Source organism: Sphingobium lactosutens DS20, assembly GCF_000445105.1.
Lineage (GTDB): Bacteria > Pseudomonadota > Alphaproteobacteria > Sphingomonadales > Sphingomonadaceae > Sphingobium > Sphingobium lactosutens.
Genome location: NZ_ATDP01000056.1, coordinates 15,462 through 31,473, shown reverse-complemented (window position 1 = coordinate 31,473; position 16,012 = coordinate 15,462). Strand labels below are relative to the sequence as shown.

Annotated in this window: 16 protein-coding genes; 2 read left to right on the top strand and 14 right to left on the bottom strand. The window is 63.0% G+C overall.

Annotated elements, in window-relative coordinates:
• From RLDS_RS31785 to RLDS_RS31775, 3 genes are all read right to left on the bottom strand, one after another.
• Complete coding sequence (locus tag RLDS_RS31785) at positions 1 to 927, bottom strand: ketopantoate reductase family protein (RefSeq protein ID WP_021224542.1); 927 nt, start codon at positions 925 to 927, stop codon at positions 1 to 3.
• Positions 928 to 976: 49 nt separating this feature from the next.
• Positions 977 to 1,891, bottom strand: coding sequence for a hypothetical protein (locus RLDS_RS31780; protein ID WP_021224541.1), 915 nt, complete (start codon positions 1,889 to 1,891; stop codon positions 977 to 979).
• Positions 1,892 to 1,972: 81 nt separating this feature from the next.
• Entirely contained in the window at positions 1,973 to 4,831 is a 2,859-nt protein-coding gene (locus RLDS_RS31775) for a TonB-dependent receptor domain-containing protein (RefSeq protein WP_021224540.1), read from the bottom strand.
• A 127-nt stretch (positions 4,832 to 4,958) separates the two neighbouring features.
• Here RLDS_RS31775 and RLDS_RS31770 point away from each other — a divergent pair, with 127 nt between their 5' ends.
• Both RLDS_RS31770 and RLDS_RS31765 read left to right on the top strand, forming a co-directional pair.
• Complete coding sequence (locus RLDS_RS31770) at positions 4,959 to 6,359, top strand: aldehyde dehydrogenase (RefSeq protein ID WP_021224539.1); 1,401 nt, start codon at positions 4,959 to 4,961, stop codon at positions 6,357 to 6,359.
• Between the two features lie 25 nt (positions 6,360 to 6,384).
• Positions 6,385 to 6,852: a Gfo/Idh/MocA family oxidoreductase gene (locus tag RLDS_RS31765; RefSeq protein ID WP_236616786.1), complete on the top strand. Its 468-nt coding sequence runs from the start codon at positions 6,385 to 6,387 to the stop codon at positions 6,850 to 6,852.
• 46 nt (positions 6,853 to 6,898) lie between these two features.
• On the opposite strand, the gene RLDS_RS0127625 is transcribed toward RLDS_RS31765, so the two are convergent.
• The 11 genes from RLDS_RS0127625 to RLDS_RS31715 are packed head-to-tail and all read right to left on the bottom strand — an operon-like array spanning position 6,899 to position 16,011.
• The gene (locus tag RLDS_RS0127625) at positions 6,899 to 7,120 is read right to left on the bottom strand and encodes a helix-turn-helix transcriptional regulator (RefSeq protein WP_031297364.1); all 222 of its coding nucleotides are present in this window, start codon (positions 7,118 to 7,120) and stop codon (positions 6,899 to 6,901) included.
• Positions 7,113 to 7,472 carry a DUF736 family protein gene (locus RLDS_RS31760; protein ID WP_021224536.1) on the bottom strand — a complete coding sequence of 120 codons (360 nt, stop codon included), beginning with the start codon at positions 7,470 to 7,472 and terminating at the stop codon, positions 7,113 to 7,115. The genes RLDS_RS0127625 and RLDS_RS31760 overlap by 8 nt, the downstream gene beginning before the upstream one ends.
• Complete coding sequence (locus RLDS_RS31755) at positions 7,469 to 7,690, bottom strand: DUF2274 domain-containing protein (RefSeq protein ID WP_021224535.1); 222 nt, start codon at positions 7,688 to 7,690, stop codon at positions 7,469 to 7,471. The genes RLDS_RS31760 and RLDS_RS31755 overlap by 4 nt, the downstream gene beginning before the upstream one ends.
• Before the next feature lie 12 nt (positions 7,691 to 7,702).
• Entirely contained in the window at positions 7,703 to 9,004 is a 1,302-nt protein-coding gene (locus RLDS_RS31750; protein WP_021224534.1) for a TrbI/VirB10 family protein, read from the bottom strand.
• Positions 9,001 to 9,978, bottom strand: coding sequence for a P-type conjugative transfer protein TrbG (trbG, locus tag RLDS_RS31745; protein WP_021224533.1), 978 nt, complete (start codon positions 9,976 to 9,978; stop codon positions 9,001 to 9,003). Before trbG ends, RLDS_RS31750 begins: the two co-directional genes overlap by 4 nt.
• On the bottom strand, positions 9,975 to 10,823 hold the full coding sequence (gene trbF, locus RLDS_RS31740) for a conjugal transfer protein TrbF (RefSeq protein WP_021224532.1): 849 nt from the start codon (positions 10,821 to 10,823) through the stop codon (positions 9,975 to 9,977). The genes trbG and trbF overlap by 4 nt, the downstream gene beginning before the upstream one ends.
• 5 nt (positions 10,824 to 10,828) lie before the next feature.
• Positions 10,829 to 12,163, bottom strand: a complete 1,335-nt coding sequence (gene trbL / locus RLDS_RS31735) for a P-type conjugative transfer protein TrbL (protein ID WP_021224531.1) — start codon at positions 12,161 to 12,163, stop codon at positions 10,829 to 10,831.
• Positions 12,164 to 12,174: 11 nt separating this feature from the next.
• A complete protein-coding gene (gene trbJ, locus RLDS_RS31730; RefSeq protein WP_021224530.1) occupies positions 12,175 to 12,897 on the bottom strand; it encodes a P-type conjugative transfer protein TrbJ in 723 nt (240 codons plus the stop codon).
• Positions 12,894 to 15,386 (bottom strand): conjugal transfer protein TrbE, encoded by a 2,493-nt coding sequence (trbE, locus tag RLDS_RS31725; protein WP_021224529.1) that lies wholly within the window; start codon positions 15,384 to 15,386, stop codon positions 12,894 to 12,896. Before trbE ends, trbJ begins: the two co-directional genes overlap by 4 nt.
• Positions 15,380 to 15,682, bottom strand: coding sequence for a VirB3 family type IV secretion system protein (locus RLDS_RS31720; protein ID WP_021224528.1), 303 nt, complete (start codon positions 15,680 to 15,682; stop codon positions 15,380 to 15,382). Before RLDS_RS31720 ends, trbE begins: the two co-directional genes overlap by 7 nt.
• The gene (locus RLDS_RS31715) at positions 15,682 to 16,011 is read right to left on the bottom strand and encodes a TrbC/VirB2 family protein (protein WP_021224527.1); all 330 of its coding nucleotides are present in this window, start codon (positions 16,009 to 16,011) and stop codon (positions 15,682 to 15,684) included. Before RLDS_RS31715 ends, RLDS_RS31720 begins: the two co-directional genes overlap by 1 nt.
• Between the last annotated feature and the right edge of the window lies 1 nt (position 16,012).

Below are 16,012 nucleotides of genomic sequence, written 5' to 3'. Positions count from 1 at the left end.
TCATTGTTGAAGCGAGGCGGGCGCGTTGCGCGCGTCAATACCCCGCAACAGGGCTGCGCAGGTTTCAAGGGCCGGAACCGCGATGCCGTGGCGATAAGCCGCATTCACCAGCGCACCCTGGATTGCGTCGACTTCGGTTCGCCGGCCAGCTTCCACGTCCTGAAGCATAGACGGTTTGTGATCGCGATGATGGGTCAAAGCGAACGCAACGGAGGAGCGAACCTCCTCTTCGTCGATCGTAATCCCGCTCGCCCCGGCAATCGCCACACCTTCAGCGACCAGACGCATCGCCAGTGCGCGTGTGGGTTCGATATCGCCAATTTGGCCCACCGTGAGTCCGGTGAGCGCGGCAATACCGTTGAGCGTCGCGTTGAAGATTACTTTTGTCCAGATCGCGGAATCGACCGATGGCTCGGCTGAGGCATTCAGCCCCGCATCCTCCAGCGCATCCGCGATGGAATGAACGACGGGGCGATCCTCGCCATCGAAACTCCACAGCTTTACCATGCCGCTTCCGCTCACATGTATTTCGCCGTGCCCCTCGAGATCGGCGGGCCAGTTGGTAATGCCTACCAGCACATGATCCGCTCCAACCTCCGCCGCGATGGCTGAGCCATTTCCGAGCCCATTCTGAACCGTCAGCACCACGCCCCCAGGGCGCAGCAGTGCGGCATTCTGGCGGATGGCGGGCACGGTATGTGTTGCCTTGGTGAAGACGATCAACAAGTCAGCCATAGATCGCGGCGCGGTCCCCGGCAGGAACGCCCGGCATGACACGGCGGCGCCATTCTCGGTCACGCCGTGCGCGTCGATCGCAGAGACGCGGGCGGCGTCCACATCGATCAGCATGACGTCGTGTCCAGCTCGGGCCAGGCGGCCGCCGAACAACATGCCCATAGCGCCCGCGCCCACGACCGCGACCTTCATGGTTGCATGCCCCTTGGCCCTTCTGGGTCGATACAGCTGCAATAGGAGATCACCACCCGCTGCCCCAACGATAGGGCATGTCGTGCCTGATCACGTTGATTTCCTGAATTTTGCCGTTGGAAATCTTGAAGACCTCCTGAATCATCGTGTCATGCGGACGGCTGAACAAGGGGATGCTCTGCGGGTTCGGACCGGTTCCAGGATTAGGGATTGGGACTGCCGGAGCCTTGGGTTTAGAAACCTCGATGACCATAGCGCCGACTACAACCCCGCGCTCAACGTCCACGATCGGGAAACGTCGCTCCTTGATCTTGTCCATGTAGACGTAATCGTCCATCTCGTCACACGGCCAGTTGTTGCCGAGTGGATTCAGCGACGTCTGGTTACCGTTTTCGAAACGGCGGCAATTGGGCGCCGTCTGCACGCCGACACCGCTATGCTTTTCCAGCCCTTCGAAATAGCTGTCGGCGATTGCGATCAGCTGCTCGCGCGTGGAGCGGCTCTCTTTGGGCAACACCTCTTCGAAATAGGGATTGGGCGCGGCGAGCCCAGGCACGCCGCCAGCGGTGCGCGCGCCAACGATCTGCTCGATCTCCGTGACCTTGCGATTCTGCACCTTCAGGCGCAGCCAGTAAGGGCCGCGCGCGCCGCCTTCAGTCACCACGCCCACTAACGCAACTTCACCTGTGGTGGGATCGGCCGAAATCTGCCGGTAGGGAACGCCGTCGATTAACTGCCAAAGATAGTCGGACTCAGCCTTCGATTCCCGCCCGTTAACGGTCTCCCGCGCATTGGCAGCGATCGGTAAGGCTGTGCGATCATGAAGCGGCAAAGCATCAAGGTAACTGTTCATGATGCCAGTCAGGCATGCACGATCGCAGGACTGGGCAAGAGCACCTTGGCTCCCCAATGCGCTCAAGCCGAGCAGCGAACCAGCGATCATTTTCTTCAAAGAGTTGCTCATGAAAGGTCTCCTGTCCCAAGTATCTTTTTGATCTTCGGGCGCGGCGGCAACGAGGCTTGTCGCGGCCACGCCTGAAGAAGCTCAGAATTTGAAGCGAATACCTCCGGTCATATAGAGGCCGACCACATCATAGAATTGGACGAGCGTCGGCGCGCCTCCGACACCATAGGGAACATTGCCCGTGGGAGGATTACGGTCGAACAGATTATTAGCTGCGCCGAATATCTCGACGCCCTCGAGCGCGCCGCCGAGGCGATAGGTGATGTTGAGATCGGTGTACCACACGGCGCCGATCCGGTTTCGCCCGATGAACGATGGGGAATAGGTGGTGTCAATTTCGCGGGGCCCGACCCGGCGCTCCTGAAGCAGCGCTGAAAAGCGTCCGATGTCGAAATTAGCGCTCAGCGTCGTCTGGAACGGGGTCTGGTCGGCACGATCCACCGGCGCGGACCCCTGCGTCGTGGTCTCAAGCTTCGCCACATAGGAACCCAAGGCGCGAATTGAGGCTCTTGATGGAGCGCCGAAGAGAGTGCCCAGACCAAAGCTATAGTTCGCCTCAACGTCCAGACCACGCGTCTTGAGCGTCGCAAGGTTGAGATTTGGCGTAGAGATCAACGAAATAGCGCCGTTGCTGCGGGTGATGAGGTTGCACACATCGGCATTGCCTGCTGCGCACTGATCGACCGTCAGCTGGTTGGACAAGCGCCCAATAGCGTCGTTGATCTTGATGTCGTAATAATCGACCGAGGCGCTAAACCCTGGCAGGAAGGTCGGGGTGAGGACAATACCGACCGTTTTCGTATCGGATTTTTCCGGACGTAAATTGGGATTGCCGGGCAACTGGATCGTAGCAGTAACGGCCGCATTGTTATTCTGACGATCGAGCACGGCAGCGATGGTCTGAGCCTGCGGCAGGTAAAGCTCTCCAAGGCTGGGCGCCCGAATGTCTCGCGAGAGGGTGCCGCGGAAGCGGACGTCCGACACGGGGGCATAGTCCAGTCCAACCTTGTAGGTCCAAACTGTGCCGGCCGTGGAATAATGCGTGACACGGCCCGCAGCATTGAATTCCAGCGAATGTGCCCAGGCCTGATCCCGTGCGAGTGGCACCTGGACTTCGGTAAAGGCCTCATTGACGTTGTAGCTCGCATTTGCCGGAGCGGAGTTGCCAAGGAAATATCCTCCCTGGACGCCGATCAGGCTGGCGGGGAAGCCGCGTGCGCCGCCTCCATCCTGCCTGATGGTCGACAAGGGCGACACCACCTGCTTGAGGCCTTCGCGCCGATGCTCATAGCCCAGCGCGAACTGGACCGGCCCGGCGGCCGTCGAGAAAGGCGATCCGCGCAAGGTCGCCGCCGCCACGTCCTGCTTGAGCGTCTGGTAGGCGAACGGGTCACCCGACACATAATCTCTCGTCGCCTGCGACGCCGAATTCACGCCGAACAGATTGATCGGCACGCATCCATTGCCTGGATTGGTGAGCGTGGAACGGCAGACGATCTGGCCATTGGCCGGGTTCACCACCGCATCGACGGCATTGTAGAGATTGGCCGTGATGATGCCGTTGCCGCCGGTGAAGTCGCCCTTGGTCGTGCCGTGCTGATAATAGACGTCCCAGTCCCAGGCTGAGCCCAATTTGCCACGGGCGCCGACTACGCCACGATACACCTTGGTCAGAACCTGCTTTTGATAAATGCCGAGGTCCGCGTTCCATCGACCCATGGTGAAGCTGTCGCCAGGCGCCATGCCCGCCCGGATATTTGCCGGCAGGTACGCATTGTCGCCGAAGATGCGATAGGCCGTGGCGTTGAAGCCGTAGCTGTTGGCGCCGGCGTTATTCGTCGCATAGGTTCGCGAGAACATGCCCTCGGCGAAGACCTCGACGCTTTGCGCGTCACCATAAGCCACGTGGCCAAAGGCGACCTTGGAGTTCAGCGGTGTGGACAGAGTGCCCGTTCCCGCTGCGGTCGCGCCGTCTCCGCCCGACATCGTGCTACCTGTGCGGTTCGCACCGTAAACCATCGGCGCGGTCGCGCCGCCGGGTAGGAATTGCGTGTTAGCAAACGGCCCTGAGGTGATGAGGCCACCATCTGTCGCAAATGGGAACCGAACATCATCGCCAACGATCAACGTAGGATTGCTGGGCGAGGCCGGGTTGGCGGCGGTCACTCCTGGGTTGTTGATCAGAAAGCGCCCCCGCTCCTGCCAGGCACGGCGCTTACCACCGATGGCGTAGCCTTCGACGCCCGTATCACGGGTAAAGTCGAAGCTGCCGACGACACGCAGCTTGCCATCGAGGAACGACGCGCCGCCCGCAAGAGACAGGCGTGTGGTCTTGCTGTCGCCATATCGGCTGATGCCCTGCGATGCGAGACCCTTGATGCCAGAGAAGCGATCGTCGAGGATGAAGTTTGTGACGCCCGCCACCGCATCGGAACCATAGGCAGCCGATGCGCCGCCAGTCACGACCTCCACCCGCTTCATCAGCAGTTGGGGAAAGAGGTTGATATCGACCGCACCGGTATCCTGGGTCGCCACGACGCGGCGACCGTCAAGAAGCACAAGGTTGCGGTTGATGCCGAGCCCGCGCAGGTTGAGATAGCTATGGCCAGCATTGGCGGCGGCGCCGCCAGCCGTGCGTGAATTGGAGCCGTTGAAGCTCGGCAACTGCAGAACGCCTTCAGCCAGTCCCTTGGGCGAGGCCGCTTGCAGGTTTTCAGCGCTCATGACCGTAACCGGCGTAGGTTGCGCCATACCGGTCGACGCCAGGCGCGATCCGGTGACCACGATATCGGCTTCGGCGGGGGTACTAGCGTCGGTGGTCGCGGCAGCATCCTGCGTATCTGCAGTCGTTTGCGCCTGCGCCATAGGCTGCCACAGGCTCGCGCTGGCCAATGCCATCACGCTTACCGAGCAAATCTTTGCGATGCGGGGGTAAACCATCTTTTTCCTTCCCTCTCCTGGCCCGGCGTCTTGGGAGCGCCGTCCCGCTCCCCGTAGCAAATAATAGTTGGATGTCCAACTATTATTTGCTACGGGTTCACGAGGTTAGAAACAGGAGAGAGAGAAAATGCCGGAATTCGAACGCTTGAACCCCATTACCGGCGAAGTTGCGTCGCGAGCTGAGGCCATGACCGTCGATGCCGTTCGCGCGATCGCCACGCGCGCGGGCGACGCGTTTCCCGCTTGGGCTGCGCTCGGCCCCAATGCGCGGCGCGCCGTTCTGAACAGGGCAGCCGATGCACTCATGGCCAAGGAGAGCGCGTTCGTCACCGCCATGATGGACGAGGTAGGCGCCGCTGAAAATTGGGCGCGCTTCAATCTTGCTCTGGCTGCAGGCATCGTCAGGGAAGCCGCGGCGCTTACGACGCAGATTCTTGGCGAGGTAATCCCATCCGACAAACCTGGATGCGTCGCGATGGCGATGAAGGAACCGGTTGGCGTGATAGTCGGTATCGCACCATGGAATGCGCCGATCATTCTGGGGGTCCGAGCCGTCGCGGTCCCGCTCGCATGCGGCAACAGCGTCATTCTCAAAGCGAGCGAACTCTGCCCTCGGACTCACAGCCTCATAGTCGAGGCGTTCGAGGAAGCAGGTCTCCCGGCTGACGTGCTGTCCATCGTCACCAATGCCCCGCGGGATGCCGGGGACGTGGTGGGCGCTCTGATCGACGCTCCTGAGGTAAAGCGGATCAATTTTACCGGATCTACTACCGTCGGAAAGATCATTGCCCGCCGGGCTGCCGAACACCTAAAGCCCTGCCTTCTGGAACTCGGCGGCAAGGCGCCGTTTCTGGTGCTGGACGACGCGGATCTGGACGAAGCCGTGAAGGCGGCGGCTTTCGGCGCGTTCATGAATCAGGGGCAGATCTGCATGTCGACCGAACGGATTATCGTTGTCGAGTCGGTTGCGGATGCGTTCCTGCAGAAATTCACCGACAAGGTCGGGTCGATGCGTGCGGGCAACCCTCGCGATAGCGCAACGCCGCTTGGTGCAGTGGTCGATCGCAAAACCGTCGACCATCTTAACGATCTGATCGACGACGCTGTTGCCAAGGGCGCAACCGTCGTGACCGGGGGCAAGGCCAGCGACGTCGTTATCCAGCCCAGCATTGTTGCAGAAGTCACTTCGACCATGAAACTTTACCGCGATGAAAGTTTCGGCCCGATCGTCGCCGTCATCCGCGCGCGCGATGCGGATCATGCGATAGAACTGGCGAACGACAGCGAATACGGCCTGTCTTCTGCGATCTTTACCAGGGATGCGGCACGGGGTCTGGCGGTCGCGCGGCGCATTCGGTCCGGCATTTGCCATATCAATGGTCCCACCGTTCATGACGAAGCCCAGATGCCGTTCGGCGGAGTTGGAGCATCGGGCTATGGTCGCTTTGGCGGACGGCAGGGCATCGACAGCTTTACCGAGACCCGGTGGGTCACGATCGAAACCCAGCCCGGTCACTATCCCATTTGAAGCTTAGCGCCAGCAGCAGAGGGCCATGCAACCTTTGCTGCTGGCGCATTCAAGGACATTGATGCGTTGCATTCGTTGGCAGCGAGAATACCCGCAGACCACGAAAGAAACTGACCATAGCAAACCCATTGGCGTTGGCTTGATCGGGTACGGCCTTGGTGGGCGTGCCTTTCACGCACCCTATATCCGAGCTGCGCGCGACCTGTCGTTGCGCGCCGTCGTATCACGCGATCAGGGCAAGGTTCACGCCGACATTGCAAACGTCGCTGTCTCGGCGACCGTGGAGGAGATGCTGGCGCTGCCCGACATCGAGCTCGTGGTCGTCTCCAGCCCCGACCATCTTCATGCGGATCATGCGGTGCAAGCACTTGATGCTGGCAAACATGTGGTGATCAATAAGCCGTTCGCTGCCTCGCTTGGTGATGCGCGGCGGGTCGTCGCAGCAGCGGAGCGCATCGGGCGCATCGTCACCGCTTTTCATAATCGCCGGTGAGACGCGGATTTCAGGACATTGCGAGGCTAGGAACTATCAATGTAGCTCAGATCGATCGCTTTTTGCCTTCAAACCCGTCTTTGACATCCGCGATCCAGCCGACAATCTCACGTTCGCTCCAGCGAGAGGCAAAGGGAGAAATTTTGTAGGGCGGCGGGAAGCGTCGCTCAGAGATCAGACGATAGATCATCGACTTTCCGAGGCCGACGCGCCGCATTACCTCATCCAACCTCAGCAACCGCTCCGGAACTGGCTCAGCTTCAGCCATCCGAATCCTCCCTGGTCGGATGGCCGGATGGCGCCTTCCTGCCACAGTCCATAATCAGGCTTGCGCAATCGGCGTCCGCATCCGGAAAGAGGAAGGCATCTAACGGACAATGCGGATCCTCAATCGGAAGGTGCAGATAGGTTCGCGAGGGCTGCTTGCAGGTCTCGCTTTCCCATGCTTTCTCAATGTGCTGCCATCCCAGCGTGATGCGGGAAGCGGGGGCATGACTGCTTCCACGATCATCGTTCGGCACCAAACGGATCTGTCGGCGAAGGGTAAGGGTGTTGATCTTGCCTTCCCAGCCACGTTGAAAGCTATGCTTTAGCCGACCGATCACGATGTATCGCCTCATGGCCCTCCCTCCCCATCCCTGCGCGCCCTGGCGAACACCCGGTCGCTGGCAAGAAATGCCTCCAGCATGGCCGGAATGAGATCAGCCATCTCAGCCTTGTCGCCATAGGTGCGATTATAGATCGCGGTGTAGTCGCCCAGCGCCTTTGCAAGATCGGGCGTCACCGTCAGCCCGATCTTGATCGGGGTACGGTCGGGCAGTTTTGCCAGCTTGAGCATGGTTTCCTCCTTTCAGCGAGCGCCGCCCCAGGGCCGCAGGGTGATGTCCTTGTGGACGACGATGCGCAGCGGCCAACCGGGGCGGACCGTGATCGTGGGCTGGATGTTGAGGTTCTTTGAGACGATCTGCTGTCCCGCCTGATTGGCGGATTGCTGCGTGGACTGGCGGATCGCGCGGACAAGATCGCTCTCATCACTGCCGAGCGAAAGCTGCGTGCCGACGCCCAGCAGGGTCGATAGCGCCACGCCTTTCAGCAGTTGCCAGCTGTGCAAATCCACCTTGTCGGCAAGGCCCGCATAACCCGCCGCATCGGTCGCTGGCAGATTGTCGATCTGGATCGAGCTGCCATCGGGCAGTATGATGCGCTGCCATGCGAGCAGCGCTCTTTTCTGCCCGAACGCAACGACACTGTCATAGCTGCCGATCAACCGCGAGCCTTGCGGTATCAGCAAGGTCCGGCCCGTGACCGTATCAAACACCGGCTCCGTCACCTGCGCGACGACCATGCCGGGCAGGTCCGAGTTCAGCCCGGTGACGAGACTGGCGACAATGATGCTTCCCGCCATCAACTGATAGGGCGATGCCGGTGTTTCGAGCCGGTGGACACTGGCCGTTCCCCCGGTTGCCTGCTGCGCCATGAAGTCGATCTTGCGCTGCTGGTTGTTCTGGTCCTTATCGGGATCGAGAGCCAGACGCCCGGCCTCGCCGGTCGCCACTGGTTGTCCTGCGACGGCGGCCCCGGCAGCATCGCTCGCCGAACTAGTCGCAACGTGTGCCGATGATTGCACCATCACGCCGGCCTCGCGGGCCTGATGCGCCTGCGACGTGATCCGCTGGCGTTCGGCTTCGGCTGCCTGCTCGGCGGCAGTCGACGCCGTGTGCCCGGCGCCGGGACCATCTCCCTGATTGGCGAGCCCATGCTGATGTTCAAGGATCGGACGGCCAAGGTCTCCCGGCAGCGGTGGCCCCAGCACCGGCGTCCCGGCTTTGACCTTGCTATAATCGCCGGGCAGATCGGCAACGGCGTCGGCCGGCGTGCGGCGGTCACTGACGGCCTTCTCGCTGCCCGCCTCGACGATGTGCAGCGTCTTCGACCCGAGCGCCATCCACGTCACGCCGGCAATCGCCAGCGAGCCAAGCGCCGCCCCACCAATGATGACGCCGCGCCGGAAACGGACAACGCGGCGGGGGCTGGCACGCAGCACCAGTCCCTCTGGTGCGACCTTCTGCGGCGCTGACGTCGCCTCCGGTTCAGCGGCAACGACATCGTCAGCCCGTGCGCCGTTGGCGGGAGAATTTTCGCCCGCGCTCACTTGCGCTTCCCCTCAACCCCGGCGTCGGTCCGACTGATGCGGACGACCTGCTGCGGTTTTTCACCAAGTCGCAGTTCGGCGGCACCGAAGAGCCGATCGACGATATAGTGATTGCCGCTCACGCGATAATTGACGAGCTGACTGCCACCACTCGGGCCAACGACGAACAATGGCGGAGCTTCGCCCTGATCGAGCCGGGCCGGGAACTCGATATAGACCTTGCGACCATCGTCCCATGCCCGGACCGGGCGCCACGGCGGATTGTCGCCGGTGATGGCATAGGCAAAGCGCAGGTCGGCCAGCACAATGTCGGACGCAACCGGCTTGGCCTGCTCGGCAAGCTGGTTCTGCCGCTGCAAGGCCAGAAGCCTGTCCTGCGGATAGGTCCAGCTAATCGCTGCCATCGCGGTGCGGTCGGTGCTCTCCAGTGCCAGATGGTAGGCGCGCCGGTCGGTCGCGATGACCATGTTGGTGACAAGCCCAGGGGCAAAGGGCTTCACCAGCACATGCACACGGGCATCGTCGCCCGAGCCGCTGGTGGTGTCACCGATGACCCAGCGCACCGTATCGCCCGCCGAAACGGCCAGCAGCTTTTCGCCGGGCTGGAGCGTGACATCGCTTACCCGCTCCGGCGCGGCATAGAGACGATAGAGCGCGCCGTCGGTCCAGGGATAGACCTGCATCGCGTTGATATAGCCTGCGCTCGAAGGCTCACGGGTTGCCGCTCTGTTCGCGGCTTCCACCCGCGCGGTAGGGGCGCCGGTCTCCTTCGTCGCGGATGGCGGCGGCAGCATCTGTCCCGGCAAGGGCAGCGGCTGCGGAACGGTGACGATCTCGACGGGCCTGGGCGGTTCTGCTTCACGGGTGGCAGGCTGGAACCGGGCGGCATCGAGCGCGATGGCCGGAGGCGGCGTCGCGCCAGCGCAAGCGCCAAGGGCCAGGATCGGAAGCGGCAGCAGGGACAGGCGGATCATGGGCGATCTCCCTTCTCATCGGTGGTGGGGACTGGTGCCGGCGCAACTGCTGACATGGGGGCGGCCGTCGGCTCGCTCGGAAGTTCTGCGTGTTCGGCAGTCGGCAGATTATCTGTCGGCACCTGAGCACGGCCAGCCTGCCGCCCTGCTGCGGAGGATGGGCCGTCCAGTTCGCGCGCCCAGTCAATGGCGTTGACGAACAGGCCGAGCGGGTTCTTTCGCAGCGCATCGGCGGTCTTGGGCGGCTGCATGATGACGGTCAGCATGGCCGTCCAGCGCTCGGTCTTCGCAAGGCTGCCGCGCTCGAAGATGCTCTCGGTCCATTTGACCTGAAAACTGCTGTCCGATGCCCGGACCACGCTCGTCACTTGCACCGACACGCTGCGCTGCCCGATCCCGGCGAACGGGTCATTGGATCGCGCATAGTCATTGAGGAAGATCGCCGCCCGGTCAGTGGCGAAGTCATAGGCATCGAGCCAATTGCGCTTCACCAGCACCGGATCGGTCGAGACCGAGCGGACGTTGGAAACAAACCGGCCCAGATGCCATGCGATCTGGCCATCGGTCGGCCGGTAGTTCTGGATCGCCGGAGCAACGCTGCGCGCCTCACCAAGCCGATCCACCTCCACGACATAGGGTGCGACCCGGCTCTGCATCGACTGCCAGACATTGGAGGCGATGAGGATGCCGGTGAGGCCCAGGCTGGAGAAGGCGACCAATCGCCAGTTGCGCGCCTGAACGCGGGCAGAGCCGATGCGTTCATCCCATAGCTGCCCGGCGCGCTGCCATGGGGTTTCCGGAGCGGGCGTCTGCCCATAGCGCTGGATGGATCGCTTGAAGATCATGGCTTTCACCCCTTTTCGCTGAGGTCGGGATTGGCGGAGCCGCCGGGTCGATCGCCGTCCTTCACGGCTTGCATCGCCATGTGCCGGTGGTGCCGTGCTGTCTGCTGGGACCGGAGGCTCTGCGCCCAGGCCGGTGCCGGATCGGATGGTGCGGTGTTGGCGGAGGGCGCGGCAGGTGCTGGCGATGTCCGCCCGGCATTCCAGGCTGCTTGCTGCCCTGCGGCGGCGCTGGCCTGCACGGGGGCGGCGATACGCGATGCCGTCGCTCTGGCTACCTGCGATGCCGCGCCGCCTGCTGCGGTCGCGATACCGCCGAGGCCTGCGCCGACGCGGGCACTGCCAGAGGTTTCCTGGCCCAGCTTGTAGGCGGTCGAGGCCGCCGAACCCATTGCCGTCCCGGCACGGATCGCGCCCATGCCGCCGCGCCCGGCCATCATCGCGCCGCGTGCGCCGAGCAAGGCAGCGCCGCCAGTCATGATCGCCGCGCCTGCCGCCGTGCCGATGGCGGCGCCCGCACCAAGTTGCGGCGCACCGGATACTAGGCCGGAGGCAATGCCGGGGCCGAAGATGCCGAGACCGAACAGCGTCAGCGCGCCCATCAGTAGAGTAAGCGCTTCGGAGACACCGGGATCATCGCCGACAAGGCTGGTCATCTGGTCGAAATAGTTGGTGCCGATGCCGATGATGACGGCGAGCACCATCACCTTGATGCCCGACGAGACGACGTTGCCCAGCACCCGTTCAGCTAGGAAGCTGGTCTTGTTCCAGAGTGCGAACGGCACGAGCACAAAGCCTGCCAAGGCGGTCAGCTTGAACTCGACGATGGTGACGAAAAGCTGGATGGCGAGGATGAAGAAGGCGAGCACCACCAATAGCCAGCAGATCAGCAGCACCGCGATGGCGAGAAAATTGCCGAAGAATTCGGGAAAGCCCATCAGGTCGTTGACCTTGGCGATCAACGGATAGGCGGCGGTAAATCCGGTGCCCGCGATCTTGCCGGGATGAAGGAGATCGTCCGCGGAGAGGCCGCCGCCGCCCGCCGTGATGCCCAGCCCCGAAAAGCTGCGATAGACGATGTCGGCAAGCCGCGAGAAATTGCCGAGAATATAAGCGAAGGCCCCGACATAGAGGACTTTCTTGACCAGCCGCCCGAGCATATCCTGATCGTTATCCATCACCCACCACAGGGCGGCGAGCGTGACATCGATGCCGATCAGCACCGTAGTCAGGAAGGCTACGTCGCCGGACAGCAGGCCAAAGCCGCTGTCGATATAGGTGAGGAAGGTGTCGAGAAACGCGTCGACGATATTGAGGTCGAGCCCGCCAATGTCGGGGTCCATCGCCTGTTCTCCTAGCGGCGGGTGTAGAGGGTAGAGGTGCCGATGAAGCGGCGGCTCTGCTCGCGCGCGGCCTCCATCGCCTGCTGCTCGCGGGCACGCTCCAGTGCATCGGCGCGGTATTGCGCCGCCATCATCTGCTGGATCTGGAGCTGCTGGCGCGTGGAGACCGCGATCAACTGGTTGGTCGCTTGGCTGACCTGAAGGCTGCCGGTGGCGGATTGGCTCTGACTGACCAGTTCGGTCAGCAGCGTCGCGTCGGACTGGATATTCTCCACCACCTGCGACTGCACCCGCATGGTCTGGCGGTAACCCTGCATCGATGCCTGATAGCGGGCACGCGCCTGCGCGATGATCTCGTTGGTTGAGAGCGCGGTATCGAATGCAGCGGGGAATTGCTTGCGCAGGGCTTCGTCGGTGGAGGCAAGATCAAAGGCGATGCCCTCGGCTTGATTCATCAGAGTGCCGATCCGCTGCATCGAGCGGCTGATCTCGCTCAGGGAAGAGAAGTCGAGCCGCTGGAGATGCTTGCCCATGTTGGTCAGGATCGTCGCCTGATTCTGGAGTGCCTGGATCTGGTTGTTGATCTGCTGAAGCGTGCGCGCGGCGGTCAGGACGTTCTGCGCATAGTTGGAGGAATCGAACACCAGCAGCGCATAGGCCGGTGGGACGGGCACGACGGCGGCAGTCACCGTGGCGGTGGCGGCCATCAGGGCGGCGAGAAAACGGGATTTCATAGATCAAGCTCCGTTTGCTGGGGGTGAGAAGCGGTCGCGGTAGGGTCGGCGCCGGCATCGGGCACGGCATCGAAGCCGGCGAGCAACGCCGCTGCCCAGTCGAGCCCGCGGGAGAGCAGGAAGGCAGCGGTGAAACCGTCGCGCCCATGCTCATCGAGCAGCCGGTCGATCAGGTTCTGGCTGCCGGGATCGGAGGCACCGCACAGCGCAAGGGCGATCGGCCCCAGCGCCAGTTCGAACAGGCGGTTCCCCGCGCGCGATTGTAGGTAATAATGCCGCTTGGGCGTCGCACGGGCGATCAGCTCGATCTGCCGCTCGTTGAGGCCGAAACGCTCATAGGCGGCGCGGCCCTGCGGTTCGACGGCCCGATCGTTGGCAAGAAAGATGCGCTGTGGGCAGCTTTCGATGATGGCGGGCGCGATGCTGCTGTCGGCAATGTCGGCAAGGCTCTGGGTCGCGAAGATCACGCTGACATTGCGCTTGCGCAGAACCTTCAGCCATTCGCGGATGCGAGCGGCGAAGAGCGGGTTGTCGAGGAAGACCCAGGCCTCGTCGAGCACCAACAGGGTCGGCCGCCCGTCGAACCGCTCTTCCAGCCGGTGGAAAAGATAGGTCAGCACCGGAGCGACCGCGCCTGCACTGTGCATCAGCGCCTCGGTCTCGAAGCACTGCACATCACCCAACGCCAACGCATTCTCGACCGCGTCGAGCAGGCGGCCGAACGGCCCTTCCAAAGTGTAGGGCATAAGCGCTGCCTTCAGCGCATTGGACTGGAGCAGGAGGCATAGGCCCGTCAGTGTGCGCTGTTCGGGCGGAGCGCCGGCAAGGTTGGTCAGCGCCGACCACAGCGCCTCTTTGATCTCGGGGGTCACTTCCATGCGCTCGGCAGTCAGGAGCGCCGCGATCCATTCGGCCGCCCACGTGCGTTCGGCATCATCGTCGATATTGCGCAGGGGCTGGAATGCCAGCGCATCTCCGGTTTCGCCGCCGCTTCCCAAGGCATGATGCTCGCCGCCCATCGCCAGCACCGCTGCGCGGGCGGACAAGCCCTTGTCGAAGACATAGACTTGGGCACCGGGATAACGGCGGAACTGAAGCGCGAGCAGCCCCAGCAGCACCGACTTGCCCGCGCCAGTCGGGCCGACGATCAGCATATGACCGACATTGCCGACATGAGTGGACAGGCGGAACGGCGTCGAACCGCTGGTCTCGGCATAAAGCAGTGGAGGTCCGCCGAGGTGCCGGTTGCAAGCCGGGCCAGCCCAGACCGACGACAACGGCATCAGGTGCGCGAGGTTGAGCGTATGGACCAGCGGCTGCCGGACATTGGCATAGACATGGCCGGGCAGCGATCCGAGCCAGGCCTCGACCGCATTGACGCTCTCGCGGATGCAGGTGAAGCCCAGACCATTGACGATCCGCTCGACGATGCGGACCTTTTCTTCGGCGCGTCCCCGATCCGCATCGCTGACGGTGATTGTCGACGTGTAGTAACCGAAAGCTACATGATCGCCGCCAAGCGCCTGAAGCGCGAGGTCGGCATCGACCACCTTGTTGTCTGCATCGCTGTCGATCAGCGGGACCGGCTCGTTCATCATCACCTCGCGCATCAGCTGGGCAATGGACTTGCGCTTGTTGAACCACTGGCGCCGGATCTTCGTCAGCGCCTTGGTCGCTGCCGTCTTGTCGAGCGCAATGAACCTGGTCGCCCAGCGATAGGCGAAGTCCTGATGGTTGAGGGCATCGAGAATGCCAGGCCGGGTCGCGTTGGGAAATCCCAGCACGGTGACGGTGCGCAGATGCCGGTCGCCCAGCATCGGCTCGATCCCGCCCGACAACGGCGTATCGACCAGCAGGCCGTCGAGATACATCGGCGTCTCCGGCAGTCCGACAACGTGACGCCGGGGCGAGATGCAGCTGTGCAGGAAAGTCAGCGTCTCGCGATCGTCGAGCGCGCGAACCTCTGCCATGAAGCCTGAGAGCAGGTCTTGCACCCTGTTGGTCTCGGCGATGAAGGCCCGCAGTTCCGTGCGCCAGTCGCGATCCTGCTGGGGCGCATCGCGCTCCAGCAACGCGCGCTCGGCACGGCTGACCTGATCGGCGGGCGGCAGGTAGCAGAGCGTAAGGTGGGTCCGGCTCTCGAAATGCTGTCCCTTGCGCCCGTCGAAATGTACCCGCCGTTCCTCATCGACCAGCCAGGAGGCTGCATCGGGGAACGTGCTGTCGGGATAATCCATTGCCTCGATCCGTTCGGCATCGAAGAAAAAGGCCCAGCCTGATCCGAGGCGCCGCAGCGCATTGTTGGCACGGGCACAGACCGAGAGCAGCTCGGCCTCGGTCGCGCTTTCGAGGTCGGGACCACGAAAACGCAGGGTGCGCTGGAAACTGCCGTCCTTGTTGAGCACAACGCCCGGCGCCACCAGCGCGGCCCATGGCAGATGGTCGGCCAGCCGGTCGGCCGTGCTGCGATATTCCTTGAGGTTCAGCATGAGAGATAGACCTTCTGCCGGAGGTGTCGGGCCAGCACGGGCGCGAAATCGGGATCGCGCTTGGCCGCAAAGACGGCGAGGCTGTGCCCGGCGAGCCAGAGCAGCAGGCCTGCGATCCACTGCTGGAGGCCCAGCCCCATCGCGGCGGCGAGCGTGCCGTTGAGGATCGCGATCCCGCGCGGCGCGCCGCCGAGCAGGATCGCCTCGGTCAGCGAGCGATGCAGCGGCACCTCGAAGCCCTCGATACGAGCACTGCCGCTATGCCCGCCGTCGGCGATGGAGCCAGGCCCGGCCATCAGACCAATGCCCCGCCGCCGAAGCTGAAGAAGGAGAGGAAGAAGCTGGAGGCGGCAAAGGCGATCGAGAGGCCGAAAACGATCTGGATCAGCTTGCGGAAACCGCCGGAGGTCTCACCGAACGCCAGCGCCAGGCCGGTGGTTATGATAATGATCACCGCGACGATCTTGGCGACCGGCCCCTGTACCGACTCCAGAATCTGCTGAAGCGGTTCCTCCCACGGCATCCCCGAACCGGACGCCATGGCAGTGACGGGCAGCAGCAGAGCGGCAGCGATGAGCGTGGCGCGCGACAGGCGCGCGGGGACGAACGAACGTGATGCGTACATG

What these genes read in the sequence shown, in the direction of transcription:
- RLDS_RS31775 (WP_021224540.1), bottom strand. Translation starts at nt 4,831, where the DNA reads ATGGTTTACCCCCGCATCGCAAAGATTTGCTCGGTAAGCGTGATGGCA.
- RLDS_RS31760 (WP_021224536.1), bottom strand. Translation starts at nt 7,472, where the DNA reads ATGAGGCGATACATCGTGATCGGTCGGCTAAAGCATAGCTTTCAACGT.
- RLDS_RS31780 (WP_021224541.1), bottom strand. Translation starts at nt 1,891, where the DNA reads ATGAGCAACTCTTTGAAGAAAATGATCGCTGGTTCGCTGCTCGGCTTG.
- trbG (WP_021224533.1), bottom strand. Translation starts at nt 9,978, where the DNA reads ATGATCCGCCTGTCCCTGCTGCCGCTTCCGATCCTGGCCCTTGGCGCT.
- RLDS_RS31715 (WP_021224527.1), bottom strand. Translation starts at nt 16,011, where the DNA reads ATGTACGCATCACGTTCGTTCGTCCCCGCGCGCCTGTCGCGCGCCACG.
- RLDS_RS31755 (WP_021224535.1), bottom strand. Translation starts at nt 7,690, where the DNA reads ATGCTCAAGCTGGCAAAACTGCCCGACCGTACCCCGATCAAGATCGGG.
- RLDS_RS31765 (WP_236616786.1), top strand. Translation starts at nt 6,385, where the DNA reads ATGCAACCTTTGCTGCTGGCGCATTCAAGGACATTGATGCGTTGCATT.
- trbL (WP_021224531.1), bottom strand. Translation starts at nt 12,163, where the DNA reads ATGGACCCCGACATTGGCGGGCTCGACCTCAATATCGTCGACGCGTTT.
- RLDS_RS31785 (WP_021224542.1), bottom strand. Translation starts at nt 927, where the DNA reads ATGAAGGTCGCGGTCGTGGGCGCGGGCGCTATGGGCATGTTGTTCGGC.
- RLDS_RS31770 (WP_021224539.1), top strand. Translation starts at nt 4,959, where the DNA reads ATGCCGGAATTCGAACGCTTGAACCCCATTACCGGCGAAGTTGCGTCG.
- trbJ (WP_021224530.1), bottom strand. Translation starts at nt 12,897, where the DNA reads ATGAAATCCCGTTTTCTCGCCGCCCTGATGGCCGCCACCGCCACGGTG.
- RLDS_RS31720 (WP_021224528.1), bottom strand. Translation starts at nt 15,682, where the DNA reads ATGGCCGGGCCTGGCTCCATCGCCGACGGCGGGCATAGCGGCAGTGCT.
- trbE (WP_021224529.1), bottom strand. Translation starts at nt 15,386, where the DNA reads ATGCTGAACCTCAAGGAATATCGCAGCACGGCCGACCGGCTGGCCGAC.
- RLDS_RS0127625 (WP_031297364.1), bottom strand. Translation starts at nt 7,120, where the DNA reads ATGGCTGAAGCTGAGCCAGTTCCGGAGCGGTTGCTGAGGTTGGATGAG.
- trbF (WP_021224532.1), bottom strand. Translation starts at nt 10,823, where the DNA reads ATGATCTTCAAGCGATCCATCCAGCGCTATGGGCAGACGCCCGCTCCG.